Annotated in this window: 17 protein-coding genes; 7 read left to right on the top strand and 10 right to left on the bottom strand. The window is 62.3% G+C overall.

Features of this window, described 5'->3' with window-relative positions; all coding sequences use genetic code 11:
• Window positions 1-63: 63 nt before the first annotated feature.
• Window positions 64-3,810, top strand: a complete 3,747-nt coding sequence (locus tag NKI70_RS00085) for a PAS domain S-box protein (protein ID WP_352723962.1) — start codon at window positions 64-66, stop codon at window positions 3,808-3,810.
• Between the two features lie 282 nt (window positions 3,811-4,092).
• On the opposite strand, the gene NKI70_RS00080 is transcribed toward NKI70_RS00085, so the two are convergent.
• Window positions 4,093-6,051, bottom strand: a complete 1,959-nt coding sequence (locus NKI70_RS00080) for an acetoacetate--CoA ligase (protein ID WP_352723960.1) — start codon at window positions 6,049-6,051, stop codon at window positions 4,093-4,095.
• Window positions 6,052-6,333: 282 nt separating this feature from the next.
• Here NKI70_RS00080 and NKI70_RS00075 point away from each other — a divergent pair, with 282 nt between their 5' ends.
• Complete coding sequence (locus tag NKI70_RS00075; RefSeq protein WP_352723958.1) at window positions 6,334-8,184, top strand: AsmA family protein; 1,851 nt, start codon at window positions 6,334-6,336, stop codon at window positions 8,182-8,184.
• 7 nt (window positions 8,185-8,191) lie between these two features.
• Here NKI70_RS00075 and NKI70_RS00070 read toward each other — a convergent pair whose 3' ends face one another.
• The 7 genes from NKI70_RS00070 to NKI70_RS00040 all read right to left on the bottom strand — a co-directional run bounded on the left by NKI70_RS00070 (window position 8,192) and on the right by NKI70_RS00040 (window position 16,329).
• Entirely contained in the window at window positions 8,192-9,010 is an 819-nt protein-coding gene (locus NKI70_RS00070; RefSeq protein ID WP_023677454.1) for an ABC transporter permease, read from the bottom strand.
• Window positions 9,007-9,975: an ABC transporter permease subunit gene (locus tag NKI70_RS00065; RefSeq protein WP_031211982.1), complete on the bottom strand. Its 969-nt coding sequence runs from the start codon at window positions 9,973-9,975 to the stop codon at window positions 9,007-9,009. The genes NKI70_RS00070 and NKI70_RS00065 overlap by 4 nt, the downstream gene beginning before the upstream one ends.
• A gap of 9 nt (window positions 9,976-9,984) precedes the next feature.
• Entirely contained in the window at window positions 9,985-11,124 is a 1,140-nt protein-coding gene (locus NKI70_RS00060) for an ABC transporter ATP-binding protein (RefSeq protein ID WP_023677452.1), read from the bottom strand.
• Window positions 11,125-11,196: 72 nt separating this feature from the next.
• The gene (locus tag NKI70_RS00055) at window positions 11,197-12,294 is read right to left on the bottom strand and encodes a polyamine ABC transporter substrate-binding protein (protein ID WP_023677451.1); all 1,098 of its coding nucleotides are present in this window, start codon (window positions 12,292-12,294) and stop codon (window positions 11,197-11,199) included.
• A 352-nt stretch (window positions 12,295-12,646) separates the two neighbouring features.
• Window positions 12,647-13,600, bottom strand: coding sequence for a DMT family transporter (locus NKI70_RS00050; RefSeq protein ID WP_023677450.1), 954 nt, complete (start codon window positions 13,598-13,600; stop codon window positions 12,647-12,649).
• A 182-nt stretch (window positions 13,601-13,782) separates the two neighbouring features.
• Complete coding sequence (locus NKI70_RS00045; RefSeq protein WP_156937360.1) at window positions 13,783-14,760, bottom strand: DUF2167 domain-containing protein; 978 nt, start codon at window positions 14,758-14,760, stop codon at window positions 13,783-13,785.
• Between the two features lie 117 nt (window positions 14,761-14,877).
• Window positions 14,878-16,329, bottom strand: coding sequence for a helix-turn-helix domain-containing protein (locus tag NKI70_RS00040; RefSeq protein ID WP_023677448.1), 1,452 nt, complete (start codon window positions 16,327-16,329; stop codon window positions 14,878-14,880).
• Window positions 16,330-16,567: 238 nt separating this feature from the next.
• Between NKI70_RS00040 and aceA the strand changes: the two genes are divergently transcribed.
• Complete coding sequence (aceA, locus tag NKI70_RS00035) at window positions 16,568-17,857, top strand: isocitrate lyase (RefSeq protein ID WP_023677447.1); 1,290 nt, start codon at window positions 16,568-16,570, stop codon at window positions 17,855-17,857.
• A gap of 70 nt (window positions 17,858-17,927) precedes the next feature.
• On the top strand, window positions 17,928-18,182 hold the full coding sequence (locus NKI70_RS00030; RefSeq protein WP_023677446.1) for an SMc00767 family acetate metabolism repressor: 255 nt from the start codon (window positions 17,928-17,930) through the stop codon (window positions 18,180-18,182).
• 53 nt (window positions 18,183-18,235) lie between these two features.
• On the opposite strand, the gene NKI70_RS00025 is transcribed toward NKI70_RS00030, so the two are convergent.
• Window positions 18,236-18,697 carry a RidA family protein gene (locus tag NKI70_RS00025; RefSeq protein ID WP_023677445.1) on the bottom strand — a complete coding sequence of 154 codons (462 nt, stop codon included), beginning with the start codon at window positions 18,695-18,697 and terminating at the stop codon, window positions 18,236-18,238.
• A 430-nt stretch (window positions 18,698-19,127) separates the two neighbouring features.
• Between NKI70_RS00025 and NKI70_RS00020 the strand changes: the two genes are divergently transcribed.
• Window positions 19,128-19,517, top strand: a complete 390-nt coding sequence (locus NKI70_RS00020; RefSeq protein WP_245274728.1) for an ANTAR domain-containing protein — start codon at window positions 19,128-19,130, stop codon at window positions 19,515-19,517.
• A gap of 32 nt (window positions 19,518-19,549) precedes the next feature.
• Here NKI70_RS00020 and NKI70_RS00015 read toward each other — a convergent pair whose 3' ends face one another.
• The gene (locus NKI70_RS00015; RefSeq protein WP_023677443.1) at window positions 19,550-20,266 is read right to left on the bottom strand and encodes an HAD family hydrolase; all 717 of its coding nucleotides are present in this window, start codon (window positions 20,264-20,266) and stop codon (window positions 19,550-19,552) included.
• A 168-nt stretch (window positions 20,267-20,434) separates the two neighbouring features.
• Here NKI70_RS00015 and NKI70_RS00010 point away from each other — a divergent pair, with 168 nt between their 5' ends.
• Together NKI70_RS00010 and NKI70_RS00005 are read left to right on the top strand one after the other, a co-directional pair.
• Window positions 20,435-21,868 (top strand): glutamine synthetase family protein, encoded by a 1,434-nt coding sequence (locus NKI70_RS00010; RefSeq protein WP_023677442.1) that lies wholly within the window; start codon window positions 20,435-20,437, stop codon window positions 21,866-21,868.
• A gap of 41 nt (window positions 21,869-21,909) precedes the next feature.
• Window positions 21,910-22,278, top strand: coding sequence for a four helix bundle protein (locus NKI70_RS00005; RefSeq protein WP_352457075.1), 369 nt, complete (start codon window positions 21,910-21,912; stop codon window positions 22,276-22,278).
• Window positions 22,279-22,326: the final 48 nt, after the last annotated feature.

Raw genomic sequence — 22,326 nt, 5'->3', positions numbered from 1 at the left:
CGTCGGCTTTTATTAACAAAGCGTTAACCGCAAATTGCCCGCTCTGTGAGGGTCGCCAAGCGCATGCCGGCTGAAAACTACTCCTTCCTCGATGTCGCCGTGCTCGACGCGGTCCGCCTGCGCTTCGCCGCAGGCGACGCGATCGCTATTCTGTCGGCAGATCTCGAGCAGGTGATCTGGGCCAACGGCCCCGGCGCAGCGGTATTCGGCTATCCCGACATCGGCGCGATCATCGGCGCCTCGGCAGGTTTGCCGCTGATCGCCAGGCGCCAGATCATGGCAACCAGCGGTTTTCCGCAGATCGGCCGCGACCGTGCCATCACGGTCCGGCTGGCGACTGGCCTGACCAGCCGCGCCGTCGGCTTCCTGGCCAGCGCGGTGACCATGCCCGATGGCGAGGAAGCAATCATGCTGGCGCTGCCGGCGGCGCAGACCGGCTCGCGAAGCGCCGCCGAGATCGCCGACCGCGCCATCGGTGGCTTTGCGGAAGACGGCCACTACATCGCCTTTGTCGATGCCAAGGGCAATATCGACGCCGCATCGGACGGCTTTTCGGCGCTCGGCATCCGGCCTGAGACGCTGGCCGCGCTTGTCGCCGACGTGGCGAACGAGAGCGACCGCATCGTCAAGCGCCTGGTTCCGGGTGGGTCCAGCTCCTATCCCGCGGGCCTTGCCCGGCTGACGGAAGAGCGGCACCTGCTGGTGGTGATCGACGAGGACCGGCTTGACGGCGAGGCCCCCGATGGCGAGCGCGCCGGCGGGGAAACCGAGGCGGCAGCGGCACTGAGAGGTGGCGATCTTCCCCAGCCAACGGATCAGGACAACGAGCAGCCGATCGCCAGCACCGGCGCGGCGGAGATCGACCTTGCAGCGATGCAAGGCACCTCGGCATCGGCGGAGCACGAACCTGCCGACGCGGCCGGCGATCACCGCACGGCTGGCGAAACGCCGACGCAGCATGACCATTGGTACTTCAATGCCGGCGACGACGCGCAGGTCCCGCCCGGGGCAGCTGCGTCCGGCAAAGTCGAGACCAGCCCGGACGCTTCGCAGGCCGGCGCGGATACTTCGCCGGAAAGCGCCGCAAAAGCCACCAAAGCCGCATCGCCGGCCGAACACCGCGCTTCGGCGATCGATCGCACCGCCGCGCCCATGCGTTTCGTCTGGCGTACCGACGCGGAGGGCCATTTCAGCGCCCTTTCGCCGGAATTTGCCGAGCTCGTCGGCAAGCCTGCCGCCGACGTGATCGGCCGCCGCTTCGAGGATGTTTCGGCCGCCTATGGCCTCGATGCTTCTGGCGAGATTGCCGGCCTGCTCGAACGGCGCGACACCTGGTCCGGCCGCTCCGTGCTGTGGCCGGTCGCCGGCACCGATCTGAAGATACCCGTCGATCTGGCGGCGCTCCCGGTTTACAGCCGCAGCCGCGTTTTCGAAGGTTTTCGCGGTTTCGGCGTGGCCAGGAGCGGCGATGCGGTGGTCGATCCGGATGCCGTCGGCATGGCCCTTGTCGCCGAGGAGAAACCTGCCGCGACCATCGGGCCGAAAGCCGTCGAACCTCTCCCCGAGACACCTAAACCCGCCGATCCGTTCAGGGGCGAAGTGCCGGCATTGACCATCGTGCCAAAACCCGAGCGGCGCTTTGCCGACAAGGTGATCCGGCTGGCCGAGCACCGGCAGCCGGCCAACGACAAGGGCCTGTCGACGCTGGAACGCAGCGCGTTTCGCGAGATTGGCGAGCGTCTCAAGAAGGACAGCACCCCGGCCGAAAAACAGCCCAGCGCCGGAAAGCAGAAGCCGGTTGAGAAAGTCGAGGCAGCCGGCAAGGCCGACGAGCCAAAGCTGAAAGAAGCCGGCCCGACGGACAAGGGTGAGATGCCGGCGCAAGGTCCGGAAAGCGGGGCGGCTGCCGCCGAACCGCCCGAGGCCGATGCCGAAGACCAGAAGGATCTTGCCCGGCTCGACGGCGAGCAGCCCGATGAGGCGGAAGCAGAGGCGCAAGCCGGCGAACCCGTCACACGCCCTGTTTCCGGATCGCTGCTCGACTATGCCGACCGCGAACCCAGCGACGAAGCGCAGGAAGGCATTGAGCCCAGCACGGACCATCGAACGATCGTCGCCGAAGCGCCGCGGGATGGCGACGATGACAGCATGACGGCCGAAGACTTCCGTGACGCCGAAGACAGCGAGGATTGGTCCGAGGACAGCGCAGCCGCAGCCGACGTTGCCGGCCAGGTGCCGCCCATCGCGCGGCTGCAGGCACCACCGCTCAAACTCGACGGCTTCGTGCCGTCGGCGTTTGCCGGAGAGGACAACAAGGGGCCGGATACCTCGATCCTCGGCAAGCTGCCAGTGCCGGTGCTTATCCATTCCGGCGACCAGCTGCATTACGCGAACGACGAATTCCTCGGCTTGACCGGCTATGCGACGCTCAATGCCCTGGACGAGGCCGGCGGGCTCGGCGCGCTGTTTGCCGACCCTTATGCCGACGACGGCAGTTCGGATGGCGGCGACCGCGCTCTGCGGCTGAAAACGCGCGAAGGTCAGGAGTTTCCGATCGATGCGATTTTACGCTCCGTGCCCTGGGGAAACGGCAAGGCGCTGATGCTGGTCGTACGTCGTTCCGGCGATGACGAGGCAGCAGCCATTCCACATGGCGCCGCCGAAGACCAAACGCAGCCGGATGTTTCCGAGCTCAAGGCACGCATTGCCGAAATGCGCACTATCATCGACACCGCCACCGACGGCGTCGTGCTGATCGGCCGTAACGGAACGATCCGTTCAATTAGCCGTCCGGCGGAAGCGCTGTTCGGCTTCGACAGCGACGAGGTGACCGGCAAACCGTTCGTCTCGCTGTTTGCGATCGAAAGCCAGCGCGCGGCGCGTGACTATCTCGAGGGGTTGTCGGAGCCCGGCGTCGCAAGCGTGATGAACGATGGCCGCGAGGTGATCGGGCGCGAGGCGCAGGGGCGTTTCATTCCGCTGTTCATGACCATCGGCAGGCTGCCCAACGACAGCGGCTTCTGTGCGGTGGTGCGCGATATCACCCAGTGGAAGCGGGCCGAAGAGGACTTGACCCAGGCGCGCGCGGTCGCCGAACGCGCCTCGTCGCAGAAGACCGATTTTCTGGCCCGCATCAGCCACGAGATCCGCACGCCGCTCAACGCCATAATCGGCTTTTCCGAGCTGATGGTCGACGAGAAATTCGGGCCGGTGGCCAATGACCGCTATCGCGACTATCTGCGCGACATCAACCGTTCGGGCAACCACGTGCTCGATCTGGTCAACGACCTGCTCGACATTTCGAAAATCGAGGCCGGCCAGCAGGAGATGGCCTATGAGGCGGTGTCGCTTAACGACACGCTGGCCGAAACCGTGGCGATGATGCAGCCGCAAGCCAACCGGGAACGCGTCATCATCCGCTCCAGCTTCGCCTCGCGGCTGCCGGAAGTGGTGGCCGATCTGCGCAGCGTGCGGCAGATCGCGCTCAACATCCTGTCGAACGCCGTCCGCTACACGCAGGCTGGCGGCCAGGTGATCGTGTCGACGGCTTACGAGATCTCCGGCGATGTCGTCATGCGCGTGCGCGATACCGGCATCGGCATGAGCCAGTCCGAGATCGAGCAGGCGCTGAAGCCGTTCAAGCAGATCAATGCGCTGAAGCGCGGCCGTGGCGACGGCACGGGTCTTGGGCTGCCGCTGACCAAGGCGATGGTCGAAGCGAACCGGGCCCGGTTCACCATCAACTCGACGCCCGGCGAGGGAACCCTGGTCGAAGTCGCCTTTCCCTCGACCCGCGTGCTCGCCGGTTAGCTATGGTTGCGCAAAGAAAAAAGGCGTCCAACAGGACGCCTTGAATGATAGGATTGCTGTCACAACGGGGCTTGAGCGAATCAGATCCTCTCGGGGCTAAGAGGAACGGGATTTCTCCCTCAAGTTACGCACGACTATTGATGCCGGGCCTTAACAAATCCTTACCGGCACGCCGGAAAATTTACCAATGTGTACCACTCATGAAATCTAGGTAAATTCCGAAGAGATAATTTGTTAACGATACCTGAGACCTCAAAACGGCTCCCACCTTGGATCCCGGGGTCAGTCGGCAAGCTGCGGCAGGTTGCGGAACAGCTCGAGCGCTTCGGGATTGGCGAGCGCTTCCTTGTTCTTGATGGCGCGGCCGTGCACCATGTCGCGTACCGCGAGCTCGGTGATCTTGCCCGATTTGGTTCGCGGAATATCGCTGACGGCGACGATCTTGGCCGGCACGTGGCGCGGGCTCGCCCCGGTGCGGATTTTCGCGCGGATGCGTTTTTCCAGCTCGGCATCGAGCTCAACGCCGGCCGCCAGCCGCACGAACAGTACGACGCGCACGTCATTGTCGAAATCCTGGCCGATGCACAGCGCTTCGAGGATTTCCGGCATCTGCTCGACCTGATTGTAGATCTCCGCCGTGCCGATCCTGACACCGCCCGGATTGAGCGTGGCGTCGGAACGGCCATGGATGATCAGGCCGCCATGGACGGTCCATTCGGCGAAATCGCCGTGGCACCAGACATCGTCGAAACGTTCGAAATAGGCGGCTTTGTATTTCCTGCCGTCAGGGTCGTTCCAGAAGCCGATCGGCATTGCCGGAAACGCCTTGGTGCAGACGAGCTCGCCCTTCTCCTGGCGGAGCGGGCGGCCGTCATCGTCCCAGACATCGACGGCAAGGCCGAGCCCGGGCCCTTGGATCTCGCCGGTCCATACCGGTTCGATCGGCACGCCGAGCACGAAGCAGGAGACGATATCGGTGCCGCCGGAAATCGAAGCCAGATGCACGTCCTTCTTGATGCCTTCATAGACGAAGCGGAAATCTTCCGGCGATAGCGGCGAGCCGGTCGATGAGATGGTGCGCACGCTGGAAAGATCATGCGTGCGGATCGGCTTCAGGCCGGCCTTGCGCACGGAATCGATGAATTTGGCCGAGGTGCCGAAATAGGTCATCTTTTCGGCATCGGCGAAGTCGAACAGCGCATTGCCGTCCGGGTAGAACGGCGAGCCGTCGTAGAGCAGCAAGGTGGCGCCCGATGCCAGGCCCGACACCAGCCAGTTCCACATCATCCAGCCGCAGGTGGTGAAGTAGAAGAAGCGGTCGCCGTCGAGCAGGCCGGCATGCAGCCGTTCTTCCTTGACGTGCTGGATCAGCGTTCCGCCGGCCGAATGGACAATGCATTTGGGAATGCCGGTCGTGCCCGATGAAAACAGGATGTACAGCGGATGCGAAAACGGCAGCCTTTCGTAGGCGACAGGCCTTGCGGCAAAGGGTGACAGCGCCTCTTCCAGCGCAGCCGCCTTGCCGATGGTCGCGGCGACGTCGAGCGAGGTGCCGAGATAGTCGACAATGAGGACTTTGCGGACGGTGGCGAGCTTGCCCGCCACGGCCGCGATCTTGTCGGCGACTTCGATCGCCTTGCCATTGTACCAGTAGCCGTCCGGCGCGATGAACACGACAGGCTCGATCTGGCCGAACCGGTCGAGAACCCCCTGCTCGCCGAAATCTGGGGAGCAGGACGACCAGACCGCGCCGATCGAGGCGGCCGCCAGCATCGCAGCAATGGTCTCCGGCATGTTGGGCATCATCGCGGCGATGCGGTCGCCCTTCTTCACCTTGAGCGACAGGAAAAGCCGCTGCAGCCGCGAGGTCAGCGCATGCAGCTCGTTCCAGGACAGCCGCCGCTCGACCTTGTCCTCGCCGCGAAAGACGATTGCGTCGCCAAGCCCGGTTTTCTTGAGGAGATTCTCGGCGAAATTCAGCTTTGCCTCAGGAAAGAAGGTCGCGCCGGGCATCTTGTTGCCATCGACCAGCACGCGTTCGCCCTTGTCGCCGACGATGCCACAAAAGTCCCAGACCAGGCTCCAGAAGGTCTCGCGATCATCGATCGACCAGCGATGCAGGTCGGCATAGGAGGAGAAAACCTTGCCGGCCATGTTCGCCGCGGCGTTCATGAAGGCGGTCATCGGCGCTGCGTCGATCTGCTCTTGCGTCGGGATCCAGAGCGGTGCGTCGTCAGCCATCATTGTTCCTCCTTAAAGCACGTCACGTTTGAAGAGATTCACGCGACGCGCTTTAAACTTTTGTCTTTATGCATGTCGTTTATCCCAAAACCGCTGCGCACTTTGGGCGACATGCATTGGCATCGCTTATGCATATCGCGATGCAGCAGAGCAAGATTTTGTTGGACCGCGCCGGTCAGGGTGTGCGCAAATGCCATCGCCGGGCCATAAAGACTTGAAATGCGTCAGCCGTCGGTTACACCCGTCGGGCGATTTTGTCGGAATGGAAGCATACGGGGCGATATGCCATCACCTTTGATCCGACGCGGAATATGGGCGATCGGCGCAGCCGTCATCGTCATCGCGCTGGTTGTCGCAGCCTTGCCGTTGATCGCCTCGACCCGCATCGTACGCGACCGTATCGCGTGGGAAATGAGCGCGTGGAGCGGTTTCCGGGTCACCATCGACGGCGCGCCGCGCATCGAGGTCTGGCCGAATTTCCGGGCGATCCTGAGCGACGTGACGCTGTCGCAATGGACAGAGACGGATGCGCCGCCCGTGGTCGAGGCCGAACGGGTCGAGGTCGACCTCTCGGCGATGGCGGCGCTGCGTGGCGATGTGATGTTTTCGACGGCGCGGCTGGTACGACCGACGATCCGGGTTCAGCGTACCGCGAGCGGGTTTTTCCTGCCTGCGATTCCCAGCGGCGGGCGCATTACGCGTTCGATCGATGCTGCCCGCGCGGTGATCAACACAAATCCCGCCAAGCCGGATCTCGGCAAGCTGCCGGCAGATCCGTTCGGCACAGTCGAGTTCAGGGACGGCCGCGTAGTGGCTGCCATCGGCGGCAAGGACCAGGAGATATTGAGCAGCCTGAGCGGCCAGGCGAACTGGGCCGCGATGAACAGCAATGCGACGCTGTCGGCGACCGGGATATGGCGCGGCGAAAGTGTTGCCATCGACGCCGCATCGCCGAACCCGCTCGTGCTGTTTGGTGGCGGCACAGCACCGGCCACATTTTCCTTCAAGGCGGCACCGGCCAGTTTTTCGTTCGACGGCCGCGCCAGCATGTCGGAGAACGGCTATTTCGACGGCCAGGCAAAATTCGCCGCACCTTCGCTGCGACGCGTGCTCGAATGGTCGCAGGCCGGCATCGCGCCCGGTGCCGCAATCGGCTCGATCGCGGTTTCGAGCAAGATCACGGCGACGGCCGGGCGCATCAAATTCGAAAATACGGCCCTGACCCTCGACAACAACCCCGGAATGGGCGCGCTTGACTTCACCTACGGCGAGGCACTGCCGGTGATCTCCGGCACACTTGCCTTCGATACGCTCGACCTCAGATCGTTTCTCTCCGCCTTTACCCCGGTGCCATCCGCCGGCGGCGCCGGCCCGGGCGAAATCGACACAAGCTTCGCCGACCGGATCAATCTCGATCTCAGGCTATCGGCGGCGCATGCCACCGCCGGCGCCATCCAGCTTGCCGACGTCGCCGCCACCGCCCAGGTCAAGAACGGCCTTGCCGTCTTCGACATCTCGGATGCATCCGCCTTTGGCGGCAACGTCCAGAGCAGCGTCCGTTTCGACCGCAAGCCCGCCGGCACGGAAGTCGAGATCCGGCTGCTTGCTTCCGATATCGACGGCGGCGCTTTCGGCACCGCGGCCGGGATGACGCGGCTGGTGCCGATCGGCACTGGAACCGTTTCGGTCATCCTCAAAGGGCCTGGCAGAACCTGGGACTCGATTTTCGAAAACGCCAATGGCTCGCTGTCCGCGACGTTCGGCGCGGGTGCGCTGAGCCGGCTTAACCTGCCGGCGTTCCTCAAGCACACCGAACAGGGCGGATTCTTCGCGCTGGACGACGTCTCGGACGGAACGCTGCCGATCGACGGGGCCGAACTCAAGGCGAGCGTTTCGAACGGCGTGGCGCGCATCGACAAGGCCGAGGTGAATTCCGCGCAATACAAGATCTGGCTTTCCGGCATCGCATCCTATGCCGGACGCGGGTTGGCGCTGTCCGGCGGCATCGTCCAGCCGAGCCAGGCTGCCACGCAGACGAACGGCCAGCCGCCCAAGCAGTCGTCGTTCTTCGTCGGCGGCACGTGGAGCACGCCGTTCATCTCGCCGATAAGCCGCGGCGTTTCGGGAGAGTAGCGAGCCTTCAACCTCGCTGCGCCGCCTGCTCGTCGCGCTGGCGCTGCACCTCGCGGCGTTTGTTTGCGAGCGAAGCGATGATCACGCCAACTGCGACGACCGCGATCAGGATGGTGCACGCTGCGTTGATTTCCGGCGTCACGCCAAGGCGGACCTGGCTGTAGATCTTCATCGGCAGCGTCGTGGCGCCGGGTCCCGAGGTGAAGCTGGCAATAACCAAATCATCGAGCGACAGCGTGAAGGCCAGCATCCAGCCGGAGACGATAGCCGGCATGATAACCGGCAGCGTGATCTGGAAGAAGGTCTTCACCGGTGGCGCACCGAGGTCCATCGCGGCCTCTTCCAGCGAACGATCGAACGTGATCAGGCGCGACTGAACCACCACCGCAACGAAGCACATGGTTAGCGTGGTGTGGGCAAGCGTCACCGTCAGAAAGCCGCGGTCGAGGCCGACGGCGACGAAGAGCAGCAGCAGCGACAGGCCGGTGATGACTTCCGGCATGACCAGCGGCGCAAACACCATGCCGGAAAACAGAAGCCGGCCGCGAAAGCGCGTGTAGCGTGTCAAGGTGAGCGCCGCCAGCGTGCCAAGCACGGTCGCCACGCTTGCCGAGATGACGCCGACGCGGGCCGTCACCCAGGTGGCGTCCATCAGACCCCGGTTGTGGAACAGCGACACGTACCATTTCGTCGAGAAGCCACCCCAGACGGTGACCAGCTTCGATTCGTTGAAAGAGAACACAACGAGCAGGACGATCGGCAGGTAAAGAAAGGCAAAGCCGAGCACGATCGAAATGATGTTGAAGCGGCTCCAGGTCGCGTTCATTGGTCCTGCTCCTGGGCGCGCGCCTGGGCTCGCTGGAAGAGCATGATCGGCACGATCAGCAGCAGCAGCAAGATGACGGCAACGGCGGACGACACCGGCCAGTCGCGGTTGGCGAAGAACTCGTTCCACAGCGTCCTGCCGATCATCAGCGTCTGCGAGCCGCCGAGCAGGTCGGGAATGACGAACTCGCCTACGGCTGGAATGAACACCAGCAGGCAGCCGGCGATGACGCCGGGCAGCGACAGCGGAAAGGTGATCTTCCAGAAGGCGCTGGTCGGCGGACAGCCGAGATCCTTGGCGGCCTCGATCAGCGTATGGTCCATTTTCTCCAAGGACGAATAGAGCGGCAGCACCATGAACGGCAGATAGGAGTAAACGATGCCGATGAAGATCGCCGTATAGGTGTTGAGGATGATCAGCGGCTGGCTGATGATGCCGGTGGCGAGCAGCAGCTGGTTGAGCAGGCCCTCGGGCTTGAGGATGCCGATCCAGGCGTAGACACGGATCAGGAACGAGGTCCAGAACGGCAGGATCACCAGCATCAGCAAGGTCGGGCGAATCGTCGCCGGGGCGCGCGCCATGCCATAGGCTATGGGATAGCCGACCAGCAATGTCAGGACCGTCGAGATGGCGGCGACGATGACGCTCGTCACATAGGCATTGAAGTAAAGCGCATCCTGCGTCAGCCAGGTATAGTTGTCGAAATTCAGCGCGCCGAATTCCGAGATAAACCCGGAAATGCCGCTGCGGAAATCGAGCACCGGCGTGTAGGGCGGCATGGCGATCGCAGTCTGCGACAGCGAAATCTTGAAGACGATGATGAAAGGCACGAGAAAGAAGAACAGCAGCCAGAGGTAGGGGACGATGATGACGAGCCGGCTAACGAAGGCCGCTCCCAGCCTGACCAAGCCGGATTTGCCGGCAGCGCTTGCCGGAGAGCTTGTTGCGGCGGTGACAGCGGACATGATCAGTCCCTACCGTGTCAGGACGACGCCGGCGTCGGGGCGGAAAGAAACCCAGGCGCGGTCGTTCCAGGTCAATGGGTCCTCGGTGAGGCGTGCCGCGTTCATGGTGCTCGCCCGCACCACCTGACCGTCGTCCAGCCTGACGTGATAGACGGTCATGTCGCCGAGATAGGCTATGTCGTAGACCTCGCCCTCGATGGCGTTGACGGCACCGGCCGGTTTCGTGGAGGACACCTTGATCTTCTCCGGCCTGATGGCGAAGGTGACGGATGTTCCGGCGGCGGCACTGCCGGCATTTTCGGTCCGGATGGTGATGCCGTTGCCGGCATCGATGCTCGCGCTGCCGGCCTCGCCAGCCGCGATCTTGCCGTCGAACATATTCACATTGCCGACGAAGCCGGCGACGAAGCGGGAACCCGGCGCCTCGTAGACCTCCGCCGGCGTCGCCACCTGCATCACCTCGCCCTTGTCGATGATGGCGATGCGGTCGGCCATCGTCATCGCCTCTTCCTGATCATGGGTGACGACGACGAAGGTGAGGCCGAGGTTCTGCTGCAGGTCCATCAGCTCGAACTGGGTTTCCTCGCGCAGCTTCTTGTCCAGCGCACCAAGCGGCTCGTCGAGCAGCAGGACTTTCGGCCGCTTGGCCACCGAGCGCGCGAGCGCGACGCGCTGGCGCTGGCCACCCGACAATTGGTGCGGTTTGCGCTTGGCGAACTGCTCGAGCTTGACCAGCTTCAGCATCTCGGCGACGCGCTTGTCGATGTCGGCCTTGGCCATGCCTTCCTGCTTGAGGCCGAAGGCGATGTTGTTCTCGACCGTCATGTGCGGAAACAAGGCGTAGGACTGGAACATCATGTTGACCGGCCGCCGGTAGGGCGGAATGCCGCGCAGGTCCTGGCCATCGAGCAGGATGCGGCCGGCGGTCGGCTCCTCGAAGCCGGCGAGCATCCTGAGCAGCGTCGATTTCCCGCAGCCTGAGGCCCCGAGCAAGGCAAAGAATTCGCGCTCGAAAATGGTCAGCGACAGGTTGTTGACCGCTGTGAACTCACCGAATTTCTTGGTGACGTTGTCGAACTGGATGTATGGCTTGGCGTTCGGATCGTTCCATGGCGCAAAATCCCTGCGGATGCTGCCAAGCGATTTCATGTCCCACTCCGTCCTGCTGCTTGCCCCATGAGAAAGCGGCCCGGCAACGGCTGCCGGGGCCTGGTCAGATTGCTATTGGCCGGTGACGATCTTGGTCCAGGTGCGAGTGATGATGCGCTGGGTCTTGGGATCGTAAGGCGATACGGTGTAGAGCTTCTGCAAGGTGGCTGCATCCGGATAGATCGCCGGATCTTCCAGGATCGCCTTGTCGATGAACTGCTGCGAAGCCTTGTTGCCGTTGGCATAGAGCACATAGTTCGACGATTTGGCGATCACTTCGGGCTTCATCATGTAGTTCAGGAACTCATGGGCTTCGGCGACATGCGGCGCATCGGCCGGGATCGCCATCTGGTCGAACCACATCTGGGCACCTTCCTTCGGCACGGAGTAGCCGATCTCGACGCCCTGCTTGGCTTCGTCGGCGCGGTTGCGGGCCTGGAAGACGTCACCCGACCAGCCGACCGCCAGGCAGATGTCGCCATTGGCAAGGGCGTTGATGTATTCGGAAGAGTGGAACTTGCGGATATAGGGCCGGACCTTCAGCAAGGTTTCTTCGGCCTTGGCAATCTCATCGGGCGACGTGCTGTTTGGATCGAGGCCCAGATATTTCAGTGCCGCCGGTATGATGTCGGCCGGCGAATCCAGCACATAGACGCCGCAGTCCTTCAATTTGGCCAGGCTTTCGGGATTGAAGAACACGTCCCAGCTGTCGATCTTGTCGGTGCCGAGCGCTGCCTGCACCTTCTTGATGTTGTAGCCGATGCCAACCGTACCCCACATGTAGTTGATCGAATATTCGTTGCCGCGATCATATTTGGCGGTCCGTTCCATGACCGTGTCCCACATATTTGAAATGTTCGGCAGTTTCGACTTGTCGAGCTTCTGGAACACACCCGCCTGGATCTGGCGTGCAAGGAAATTGCCGCTGGGCACGACGACATCGTAGCCGCTGCCGCCGGCGAGCAGTTTCGTTTCCAGGATCTCGTTGGAATCGAAAGTGTCGTAGACGACCTTGATGCCGGTTTCCTTGGTGAAGTCGTCGATGATCGAACTGTCGATATAGTCCGACCAGTTGAAGACGTTGACGACGCGATCCTCGGCATGCGCGCCCAAGGTGAAAACTGCCAGAAACGCCGAAGTCGCCGAAAGCCAGAGCGCTTTGCGGGTCATGCTATTCTCCTTTGATGAGTGTTCCGTCGCCAGCTCGTCGCGGCGTCCGCGCGGCTGGGCATTTGCTTCAAGGTATTGGGCTTGCAGGCAGGCGACAAGCGCGAATTGCCGGCGCCATTATCGTTCGGCGGCGAGCCGACAGCGAAGACCTGGCGTGGCGTTGGTGGTGTTCCGACGCCGTCGGAAGCTTTCGCTACGGCGCGGGCAGGGAGACGACGATATTGTCCGGCCTCGATGCGGCCGGCATGGAGACTTGGCAAGATACGCCTGTCTTGTTGTTGCCGTGATCGCAGCCTGCCCGCGCGGCTGCAACGTTGTCAATGGTTCATCTCGCTTTGACGCGCGCACTGCATCAATTAGGTGACGGCACACCGGTGACGCCCGCTCGCGCGGGCCGCGTCTGACGCTTGAACTCGAGCCCGATATGGACGAGCAGCGCGGTGACCACGACCGCACCGCCGACGATGGTGCGCGCCGACGGCACCTCGGAATGGATGAGCCAGACCCAGATCGGGCCAAGGATCGGTTCGAACGTGCCGAGCAGCGCCGCGACGGCGGCCGGAACAAGCCGGGCTCCGGTGGCGAAGAAGGCGAGACCGAGTCCCAGATTGATCACGCCAAAGGCAAAGAGGAAGCCCATATCGTGACTGGAGACGCCCAGCGCCGACGCCTGCGATGCCGCAAAGGCGGCCGCCAGCATCGTGCCGAGGCAGGTCGCTGGCGTCATGCGCACATGGGCAAAGCGGCGCGTGATGACGGTGGCGATCGAGAACATGACAGCGATGAGCAGCGCCAGCCCGTCGCCGATCGGCGACACCGCGCCATCGAGCGATTCCGACACCATGATGGCGACGCCGACAATGACGGCGGCGATCGCCACCCAGGTCGCCACCGCCACCCGTTCGCGAAACAGCGCCCAGGCAAACAGCGCCGCCAGAAGCGGCACGCCGGCCTGCATCAACAGGATGTTGGCGACCGTGGTATAGGCAAGCGCCACGACGAAAGAGGTCGACGCCGTGGCGAAGCAGAACGCCACCGCAAGGCCGGCCAGGCCCATGCCGCGAAACAGCTTCAGCGTGCCACGCCAGCCGTCGCGCCAGACCATGAAGCAGAGCAGGAAGGCGGCGGCCCAGACCGAGCGCCAGAACACCACCGTCCAGCTGTCGGCGTTGTCGATGAAGCGCGCAATGCTGCCGCCGAAGCTCCACATCAACGCCGACAGGAATACCAGCAGGAAGCCGACGCGTTCCCCTTGCGGCGACACGATCGGCGAAGCGGCAACCGGAGATGATGCGGTATCGGTCATGGGTACGACTGTCGGCGAATTCGGAGCAGCACGATGTGCAATGGACGACAGAGACGTGCCTAATTCGCGTAACGCAAAGCAGAAGGCCGGGCGTGATCCAGTTCGATGTTCCGTTTGGCGCACTGATGAGGGCGCCTCGCCCCTCGCCCGGCGATGATCCGAGGCGACCTGTCGATGATGCGTTACGAGGTGCTCTTGTTGCCGCGGATAAAACGCCAGAGACCGGCCAGCGGAATCAGCAGGAGCAGGCCAAACTTTTTCAGCGCGATCAGCGCCACGAGCAAAAAACCTGCTTTCGCCGCCAGCTTGCCGGCAATCAGGCCACCGACGCCAATCGCCGCAACCGTATCGACGCCCGGCACGAAATCGGCGTATGTCTTGCCGGTATTGAAGTCCGCGAGGCCAAGCACTTCATCCAGGCTTTGCCTTATCTCCGGCAATTGTTCCACCGTCGCGATATAGCTCATCACGAAGACGCCCTCCCTGCCAAGGAAACGGACGTCGTAGTTGAGCGTATGGGCGGCATCGTTGCCAAATTGCAGCTCCTTGGCCCAGTGCAGGCGCTTGTGGGCCGCATCATAAACGGGCGGCGACGCCCAGCCGATCAGCGTAATGGGCGCATAGCCATCCTTTACCCTCTGATCGTTGCCGGACAGAGTGTCTGACTGCATGTTGCGCAGCAGTTCATTGTAATCGATGGACGCGGCGTCGCTGTCGTCGACGTAACCGATCTTTTCCCAGCGCAGCTCTATCCCCCAATTGTTGTCGGCAATGGGATCATGGGAGACTGGAAAGATCATGCCGAGGGCATCGGAACCAGAGTCGGGCGGATTGCCCCAGGCTTCGGTGAGGACGGAGAGCGTGTCCTTCTTGTCCAGAAAATAGAACTTGTCCTTGAGGTCGAGATGGATGCCTTCGGCAAGATTTATCGCGCCGGTCTTCGGATCGATCTTGTCCAGGAACGCCTTGCCGGCATCATTGTAGTGTTGATAGGAATTGAAGAAATCCGAGGACTTTTCAGCCAATGCGGGATCGGCCGAAAACGCGAGCGCCAAGCCAAGCCAAAAAACTGTCCTGCCCATCATTGATCCCCCGACCGTTGCGCAGTTCTTTTTTTGATACCGTACCGTCAATGCTGAATCAATATTCGGCTGAATCAATATTTTGGCTGAACCAATATTTTGGCCGGCAACCGCGAACCAGCTTACTGGTTGCCGCCGCAGGAACAGATGAGGTCCTTTGGTCGAAGATTCAGCCGCAATATTGCTGGAGCCGAATCACTGGAAATCGAACGCCGACAGTCCCGTGACCATCTCGTCGAGGCCGAGCGGGCGTGTAACGGGTGGCTCGGCGCGGGCGAGGCAGCCGATGCGTTCGCACAGCCGGCAGGCAGGGCCGACCGGCGTCGCCAGCGCAGCGGCGCTCTGTCCGGTCTTGCCGATGGCGGCCGGCCCCGGCAATGCCGCTCCATAGACGACCTCGTCGCGAAAACCGATGTCGCAGCCGAGCAGCAGCGCGGTGCGCCGCGGGCGCTCGGCAAACGAGCCCTGCGGCCCTTCGAGCGTGCGGGCCATGCAGAGGAACGCCGCGCCGTCGGGCATTTCCACTGCCTCGACCAGGATCTGGCCGGGCTGGGCGAAGGCGGCATGGACCGGCAGCTTCGGACAGCCGCCGCCGAAGCGGCTTTGCGGAAAGCCGTGGCTGCCCGCCTTGCGGAACCGATTGCCGGCACTGTCGACCTCGAGCATGAAGAACGGCACACCCGACGCACCCGGCCGCTGCAGCGTGGTCAGCCGGTTCGCCGCCTGCTCGAAGGAAACGCCGAAGCGCGACCGCAACATGTCTATATCGTAGCGGGTGCGGACCGCAGCGGCGTGAAAAGGCTGATAGGGCATCATCAGAGCGTGCGCGGCATAGCGGCCGAGCTCGAAACGCGCCAGCCGGCGGGCTTCGTCCGTGGTCAGCTTCAGCGCCTGGATCTCGGCGGCGACAGCGACGCTCATGCGGATCAGGCAGGCCTCCATAGCCACCTCGCGCAGCTGATCGAATGGCGACAGGCGCTCGGACAGGAACAGGCGTTGCGAGTGACGGTCATAGCGACGCCGCCAGTTGGGCATGGTAGCGACCGGCAGTACCTTAACGACGATGCCGAATTCACGCCGCAGCCAAACCTTCAACGCACTGAACAGATCGTCGCCAGGATCGAGCACCGACGTGAATGCCTCGGCTTCCTCTTCGAGCGCGGCAAAATGGTTCGGCCGGCGTTCGAAAATCTCATGCACCTCGTCGATCGGCAGCCGGGCACCGGAGAGTGCGGTGGCCTTGCCCTCACGCGCGAGCAGCTCGTTGAGATCCGACAATCGCTCGGCCTGCTCGCGATAGGCGCGAAACAGTTTTATCACAGCGGCGGAAGCGTTGGGCGCCGCCTCGGCAAGCTCGATGAGTTCCTGGTCGCCCGGCAGTTCGCCGGCCAGCAACGGATCTGAAAACACTTCCTTCAAATCGGCGACCGATCCCCGCGCCTCGCCCTGCAGTTCGTGCGGGTCAACCTTGTAGACGGATGCCAGCCTCAGGATCAGTTGCACCGTCAGCGGCCGCTGGTTGCGCTCGATGAGATTGAGATAGGACGGCGAGATGCCGAGCCCTTCGGCCATCGCCGTCTGGGTCAGCCCCTTGGCGTTGCGGATGCGACGAATGCGCGGCCCGGCAAAGATTTTGTGGTCGGCCAATCGAGTTTCCTTGACAGAAATTTACATCCGCCGATGGCATGGCTGCCTTTACAATCATGACAGATTTACAGCTCTCATCAGTCAAACACAACACAGGTTTTCCCTTATTTTATGACTGATCAGGAGGTTTACCTCGCTTGCGTCGTGCCGACGTGTAAATGGTGTCACACATATGGCGCACATATTTTCCCTCTGCGACGCCTTCCTAAACCGGCATCAAAACCGCCTGGAGTGATCAATGACCGACTTTTACAACCTCGTCCCGTCGGCGCCGCAAGGCCGCTTTGATGGCATCGAAAGGCCCTATTCGCCGGACGACGTGAAGCGGCTGCGCGGCTCGGTGCAGATCCGGCAGAGCCTCGCCGAAATGGGGGCAAACCGGCTGTGGCAGCTCATCCATGAAGAGGATTTCGTCAACGCGCTGGGTGCCATGTCGGGCAACCAGGCGATGCAGCAGGTGCGGGCCGGGCTGAAAGCGATCTATCTGTCAGGATGGCAGGTCGCCGCCGATGCCAACACCGCTTCCGCCATGTACCCGGACCAGTCGCTTTATCCCGCAAATGCCGCGCCCGAACTGGTCAAGCGCATAAACCGCACCTTACAGCGCGCCGACCAGATCGAGACTTCGGAAGGCAACGGGCTGTCGGTCGACACCTGGTTCGCGCCGATCGTCGCCGACGCGGAAGCCGGCTTCGGCGGGCCGCTCAACGCCTTCGAGATCATGAAGGCGTTCATCGAGGCGGGTGCGGCCGGCGTCCATTACGAGGACCAGCTGGCTTCGGAAAAGAAATGCGGTCATCTCGGCGGCAAGGTACTGATCCCGACCGCCGCACACATCCGCAACCTCAACGCCGCGCGGCTTGCCGCCGACGTCATGGGCACGCCGACGCTGGTCGTGGCGCGCACCGACGCTGAAGCGGCAAAGCTCTTGACCTCCGACATCGACGAATGCGACCGGCCCTTCGTCGATTATGGCGCCGGCCGCACGGCGGAGGGCTTCTACCATGTCAGCAACGGCATCGAGCCCTGCATCGCCCGCGCCGTCGCCTATGCGCCCTATGCGGACCTGATCTGGTGCGAGACTTCCAAGCCCGATCTGGCGCAGGCCAGGACGTTTGCCGAGGGTGTGCGCAAGCACCATCCGGGCAAGCTGCTTGCCTATAATTGCTCGCCGTCTTTCAACTGGAAGAAGAATCTCGACGACGCGACGATTGCGAACTTCCAGAAGGAACTCGGCGCCATGGGTTACAAGTTCCAGTTCATTACGCTGGCAGGTTTCCACCAGCTCAACTTCGGCATGTTCGAGCTCGCCCGCGGCTACAAGGAGCGGCAGATGGCCGCCTATTCGGAACTGCAGCAGGCGGAATTCGCCGCGGAAGCCAATGGCTATACCGCCAGCAAGCACCAGCGCGAGGTCGGCACCGGCTATTTCGATGCCGTCTCGATGGCGATCACCGGTGGCCAGTCTTCGACCACGGCCATGCAGGGATCGACCGAGCGCGCCCAATTCAGGCCGGCGGCGGAATAGCAGACAAACAGAGGGAACGCCCAAACGGGCATGGCAACACAACAGTCATGGCAACACAGGGAGAAGACCAATGGCTTCGATAAGCCGCGTCAAGGAACGGGCCGAAGAGCAGGCCACCAGCATGAATGTCGACCAGCAGGCGACCATCCGCATGCTGGCGAACGATCTGCACAGGCTCAATCAGTCGGTGATGAAGGCGGTCGAGGCAGGCGTCTCGGTCGAACTGGTGCGCTCGGCACGACACCATGGCGGCGACGGCAACTGGGGCGATCTGCTGATCCCGGTCATCGTCACACAGCGGAGCCACGACAGACAAACTCGATAGCACCGCGCCTCTTTTGAGCGCATGCTATCGCACCTTGCAGGCCGCGGCTTTGCCTAATCCGGCAGAGCCGCTAATGCAACGATTTCAATGACAAGATCAGGCTGCGCAAGCGCTGCAACGCCAATAACTTCCGAGGGCGGCGGGTTGTTGTAGCTGCAGTGCTTCGGGCAGTGCACGGCAAAGAATTCGTCCAAGACGTCCAAGCGAAAATTGGGCGAGCTCAGCACGCCGCCATCTGGAAATGGCCCCTTAACAAAGAAGGTCAGCCGGATGAGATGCTCGAGCGCACTGCCAAGCTCCTCCAGATCTGATTTGATATTGGTGAGAATTGCGCGCCACTGTGCCGCTGCATCGCCAATGGCGGCGCCGCCGCTTTTGCCGATCGGATCGTAGTCCTCGGCCGTCGCGGTGTTTCCGGAAAGGTAGATAAACCCCTTTGCGCCGGTAACGATCGTACCCTTTCCCCATGGCATCAACCGGCCATTTTTGAATTTCTTGTGAGTCACGAGTTCCATCGTCATCTCCCGTCGGTCAAAGAGACGTGCTTAGCCAACGAGGAAGGGTAGTTCGGCGAGGCGATACGACAAGCTCGCGACAGGCCTGACTCGCCTTCGTCCAACCTTACGTCAACCCGGCTACGGCTGCGAGTTGGTGCGTTCGCGCTGCAAAGCCAAACTTAGCTGAGCCTGCCCGGTTGTGGTGGCAACTTCTTCTTCGGGCGGCGGCAAAGAAAAGCACTTAATTTTAATTTTAATGTTTCTTGCGATATTCTCCTGATACGCCATTTGAGCTTGACATGAGCAGTGATCTCACGCCAATTACCTCTCGAGTTTCAACCCTGCATTGAAACATTGAACAACGGCCTGCCCCGCCATGTGCCCAGCGAATCGCGATATCGAGACTGCAAAACAGCTGCCTTTCGTTAGCCGGGACATGGAGACGCGGATGCTCCCGGATTTCTCGCGGGTGCTGGTGGTCGGAAAATCACCGATCAACCGCGTCGTGGTTTCAAAAATCGTGGAGCGGTCCGGCCTCAAACCGATCTCGGAAACTCCCGAAACCGCGGCAAAGGCCTTGCACGCGCTGATTCCCGGGACTGTCGTTCTCGACGGCGGTGCGGAGAATGGGGACTGCGACGCCTTGCTGTCGGGTATCGATGCACTGCGAAGGGCGTCAGGCAGATCGCTTCCGTCGGTGATCCTGCTTTCAGTCAAGACCGGCACGCCGGAGAGCCTGGGCCTGTCCAGCGTCATCGATGCAGTGGTCGTCAAGCCGATCACCACCGAACGGCTGCAGCCGGTGATCGACCGGCTGATCGCAATTAGCCGCAATTGACGCCTACCGTGATGCCTCGGCTGCAGACCTGATCAATCAATCTCGCCGATACGCTCGATCAAGCCCGGCAGTTCACCGAGATTGGCTATCTGGCGAAAGCGTGGTGCCGAGACCGGCGGCTCGACATGTTCCAGCACCCAGGTCAGATCATGCGGAACGTGGATGCCCCAACTGCCGGCTTCGATGGCCGGCACGACGTCCGATTTGAGCGAGTTGCCGACCATCATACCCTTTTCCGGGCCGTCGCCGTGGCGGCTGAAGATGCGGCTATAGGTGGCCGCGCTCTTGTCGCTGACGATCTCGACGGCATCAAACAGCTCGCCCAGCCCGGATTGCGCGAGCTTGCGTTCCTGGTCGAACAGGTCGCCCTTGGTGATCAGCACCAGGCGGTAGGCGCCGGCCAGCTTTTCCACGGTTTCGCGCGCATGCGGAAGCGGCTCGATCGGATGGCTGAGCATCTCGCGGCCCGCGGCGAGAATTTCGGCGATAGTCGAGGCCCGCACCTGGCCGTTGGTGACCTCAATCGCCGTCTCGATCATCGACAGCGTGAACCCCTTGATGCCGAAGCCGTAGACCGCGAGGTTGCGCTTCTCGGCCTCCAGCAATCTTGCTGAAATCCGGTCCTCCTCGGCGTGATCGGCGAGCAGTGCGGCAAAGCGCTTCTCGGTCACGCGGAAGAACTGTTCGTTCTGCCACAGCGTGTCATCGGCGTCGAAGCCGATCGTCGTCAGTTTGCGGCTGTGTTGCATGGGGACCATTAATTGCAGCGTTGCGGGAGGCCGACCCTAGACCAGGAGGCTTTTATCCGGAAGTCGTTGTGTTCCCCCGGTTAATCGAGGCGGACGCCAGCCGGCTCCCCTTCCCTTTCGTCGCCGGCAACGGCTATACTCCACAATCTGCAACAAATCTGGTGATTGATGCCGCCTGCAAAAAAGGAAGTCCGTCCGTCGAGCCGCGGAGGACGCGCCCGCACGCCTGCCTTCGTGAAAAACCAACGTGGCGTCAAGAACTGGAAGGAAGTCAGCGCCTGGCTGGAATGGCGCGGCATCGAAGATATCGAATGCATCACACCCGACCAGGCCGGGGTTGCGCGCGGCAAGATGATGCCATCGAAGAAGTTCACCTCCAACACCTCGCTGGCGCTGCCTTCGGCGGTGTTCATGACAACGATTTCCGGCGGCTATCCGGAGGACGGCAACGGCTTCCACTATCCGGAGGACGACGGCGACCTCAAGCTGATGCCTGACCTCTCGACGCTGACGGTGGTGCCGTGGGAGGAGGACCCTACCGCGGCGGTTATCTGCGACCTCGTCCACCAGGACGGCCGCTCGGTCGAGTTCACGCCGCGCAACGTGCTGAAGCGCGTGCTTGCCGCCTATGACAAGCGTGGGCTGAGGCCGGTCGTGGCACCCGAGATCGAGTTCTACCTGGTGCGCAAGAACCCCGATCCGGACTATCCGCTGACCCCGCCAGTAGGTCGATCGGGGCGGCCGATCGGCGGCGGCGCCGGCTATTCGATTGCCGGGGTTAACGAATTCGACGAATTGATCGACGACATCTACCATTTCTCCGAAAGCCAGGGCCTGGAGATCGACACGCTGATCCACGAGGAGGGCGCCGGCCAGCTCGAAATCAATCTGCGTCACGGCGATCCGATCGAGCTCGCCGACCAGGTGTTCATGTTCAAGCGAACCATCCGCGAGGCGGCGCTCAAGCACGAGATCTACGCCACGTTTATGGCCAAGCCGATCCAAGGGCAGCCCGGTTCGGCCATGCATATCCATCAGTCGATCATCGACAAGAAGACCGGCAAGAACGTCTTTTCGGCGGAGGACGGCTCGGAGACCGACGCCTTCTTCCACTTCATCGGCGGCATGCAGAAACATGTGCCCAACGCGCTGGTAATGTTTGCACCCTATGTCAATTCCTACCGGCGGCTGACGCAGTCGGCCTCGGCGCCGGTCAACAACAAATGGGGCTACGACAACCGTACCACGGCCTTCCGTGTGCCCCGCTCCGACCCGGCGGCGCGGCGCGTCGAAAACCGCATCCCCTCCTCCGACGCCAACCCCTATCTGGCGCTGGCGGCATCGCTTGCCTGCGGACTGATCGGCATGACCAACAAGATCAAGGCCGAGCCGCCGGTTCTGACGACCGCCAACGAGGACCAGATCGACCTGCCGCGCAGCCTGCTCGAAGCCGTCGACCTGTTCGAGGCAGACGAAGAACTCGGCGCGCTGCTCGGCAAGTCATTTGCCGCCACCTATGCGGCGATCAAGCGAGCGGAATTCGAGACCTTCATGGAAGTGATCAGCCCGTGGGAGAGGGAGTATTTGCTGCTGAATGTGTAGTAGGGGAGTAGGGGAGTAGGGGAGTAGGGGAGTAGGGACGAATGGCTGAGAAAACGGGTTCCTACAAGGATTTGATAGTCTGGCAGCAGGCGATGGACCTTGCTGTGGCCGTTTACGGCGCGACGAAATCATGGCCCAAGGAAGAACTTTATGGACTGACCAGCCAAGTACGGCGCGCTGCAAGCTCGGTGCCATCGAACATTGCGGAGGGATATGGCAGAGAGATCCGAGGTTCCTATCAACAATTTCTCCGTATCGCTCAAGGATCATTGAAGGAACTGGAAACTCAGCTTCTGATCGCCGAGCGTACCGGCATCGCGCCGAAGGCGACGGCGGCTTCATTGTTGGCGAGTACCGAAAGCGTTGGGAAGCTTCTTCGCCTCCTGATCCGCAAACTGTCACCCGACTAGCCCCCCTACTCCCCTACTCCCTACTCCCCTACTCCCCTACTCCCCTAC

Source organism: Mesorhizobium sp. M0500, assembly GCF_040321165.1.
GTDB lineage: Bacteria > Pseudomonadota > Alphaproteobacteria > Rhizobiales > Rhizobiaceae > Mesorhizobium.
The sequence above is the reverse complement of the archived record's forward strand: the minus strand, read 5'-3'. Positions and strand labels throughout refer to the sequence as shown.

What these genes read in the sequence shown, in the direction of transcription:
- NKI70_RS00085 (WP_352723962.1), top strand. Translation starts at nt 64, where the DNA reads ATGCCGGCTGAAAACTACTCCTTCCTCGATGTCGCCGTGCTCGACGCG.
- NKI70_RS00080 (WP_352723960.1), bottom strand. Translation starts at nt 6,051, where the DNA reads ATGGCTGACGACGCACCGCTCTGGATCCCGACGCAAGAGCAGATCGAC.
- NKI70_RS00075 (WP_352723958.1), top strand. Translation starts at nt 6,334, where the DNA reads ATGCCATCACCTTTGATCCGACGCGGAATATGGGCGATCGGCGCAGCC.
- NKI70_RS00070 (WP_023677454.1), bottom strand. Translation starts at nt 9,010, where the DNA reads ATGAACGCGACCTGGAGCCGCTTCAACATCATTTCGATCGTGCTCGGC.
- NKI70_RS00065 (WP_031211982.1), bottom strand. Translation starts at nt 9,975, where the DNA reads ATGTCCGCTGTCACCGCCGCAACAAGCTCTCCGGCAAGCGCTGCCGGC.
- NKI70_RS00060 (WP_023677452.1), bottom strand. Translation starts at nt 11,124, where the DNA reads ATGAAATCGCTTGGCAGCATCCGCAGGGATTTTGCGCCATGGAACGAT.
- NKI70_RS00055 (WP_023677451.1), bottom strand. Translation starts at nt 12,294, where the DNA reads ATGACCCGCAAAGCGCTCTGGCTTTCGGCGACTTCGGCGTTTCTGGCA.
- NKI70_RS00050 (WP_023677450.1), bottom strand. Translation starts at nt 13,600, where the DNA reads ATGACCGATACCGCATCATCTCCGGTTGCCGCTTCGCCGATCGTGTCG.
- aceA (WP_023677447.1), top strand. Translation starts at nt 16,568, where the DNA reads ATGACCGACTTTTACAACCTCGTCCCGTCGGCGCCGCAAGGCCGCTTT.
- NKI70_RS00030 (WP_023677446.1), top strand. Translation starts at nt 17,928, where the DNA reads ATGGCTTCGATAAGCCGCGTCAAGGAACGGGCCGAAGAGCAGGCCACC.
- NKI70_RS00025 (WP_023677445.1), bottom strand. Translation starts at nt 18,697, where the DNA reads ATGGAACTCGTGACTCACAAGAAATTCAAAAATGGCCGGTTGATGCCA.
- NKI70_RS00020 (WP_245274728.1), top strand. Translation starts at nt 19,128, where the DNA reads ATGCTCCCGGATTTCTCGCGGGTGCTGGTGGTCGGAAAATCACCGATC.
- NKI70_RS00015 (WP_023677443.1), bottom strand. Translation starts at nt 20,266, where the DNA reads ATGCAACACAGCCGCAAACTGACGACGATCGGCTTCGACGCCGATGAC.
- NKI70_RS00010 (WP_023677442.1), top strand. Translation starts at nt 20,435, where the DNA reads ATGCCGCCTGCAAAAAAGGAAGTCCGTCCGTCGAGCCGCGGAGGACGC.
- NKI70_RS00005 (WP_352457075.1), top strand. Translation starts at nt 21,910, where the DNA reads ATGGCTGAGAAAACGGGTTCCTACAAGGATTTGATAGTCTGGCAGCAG.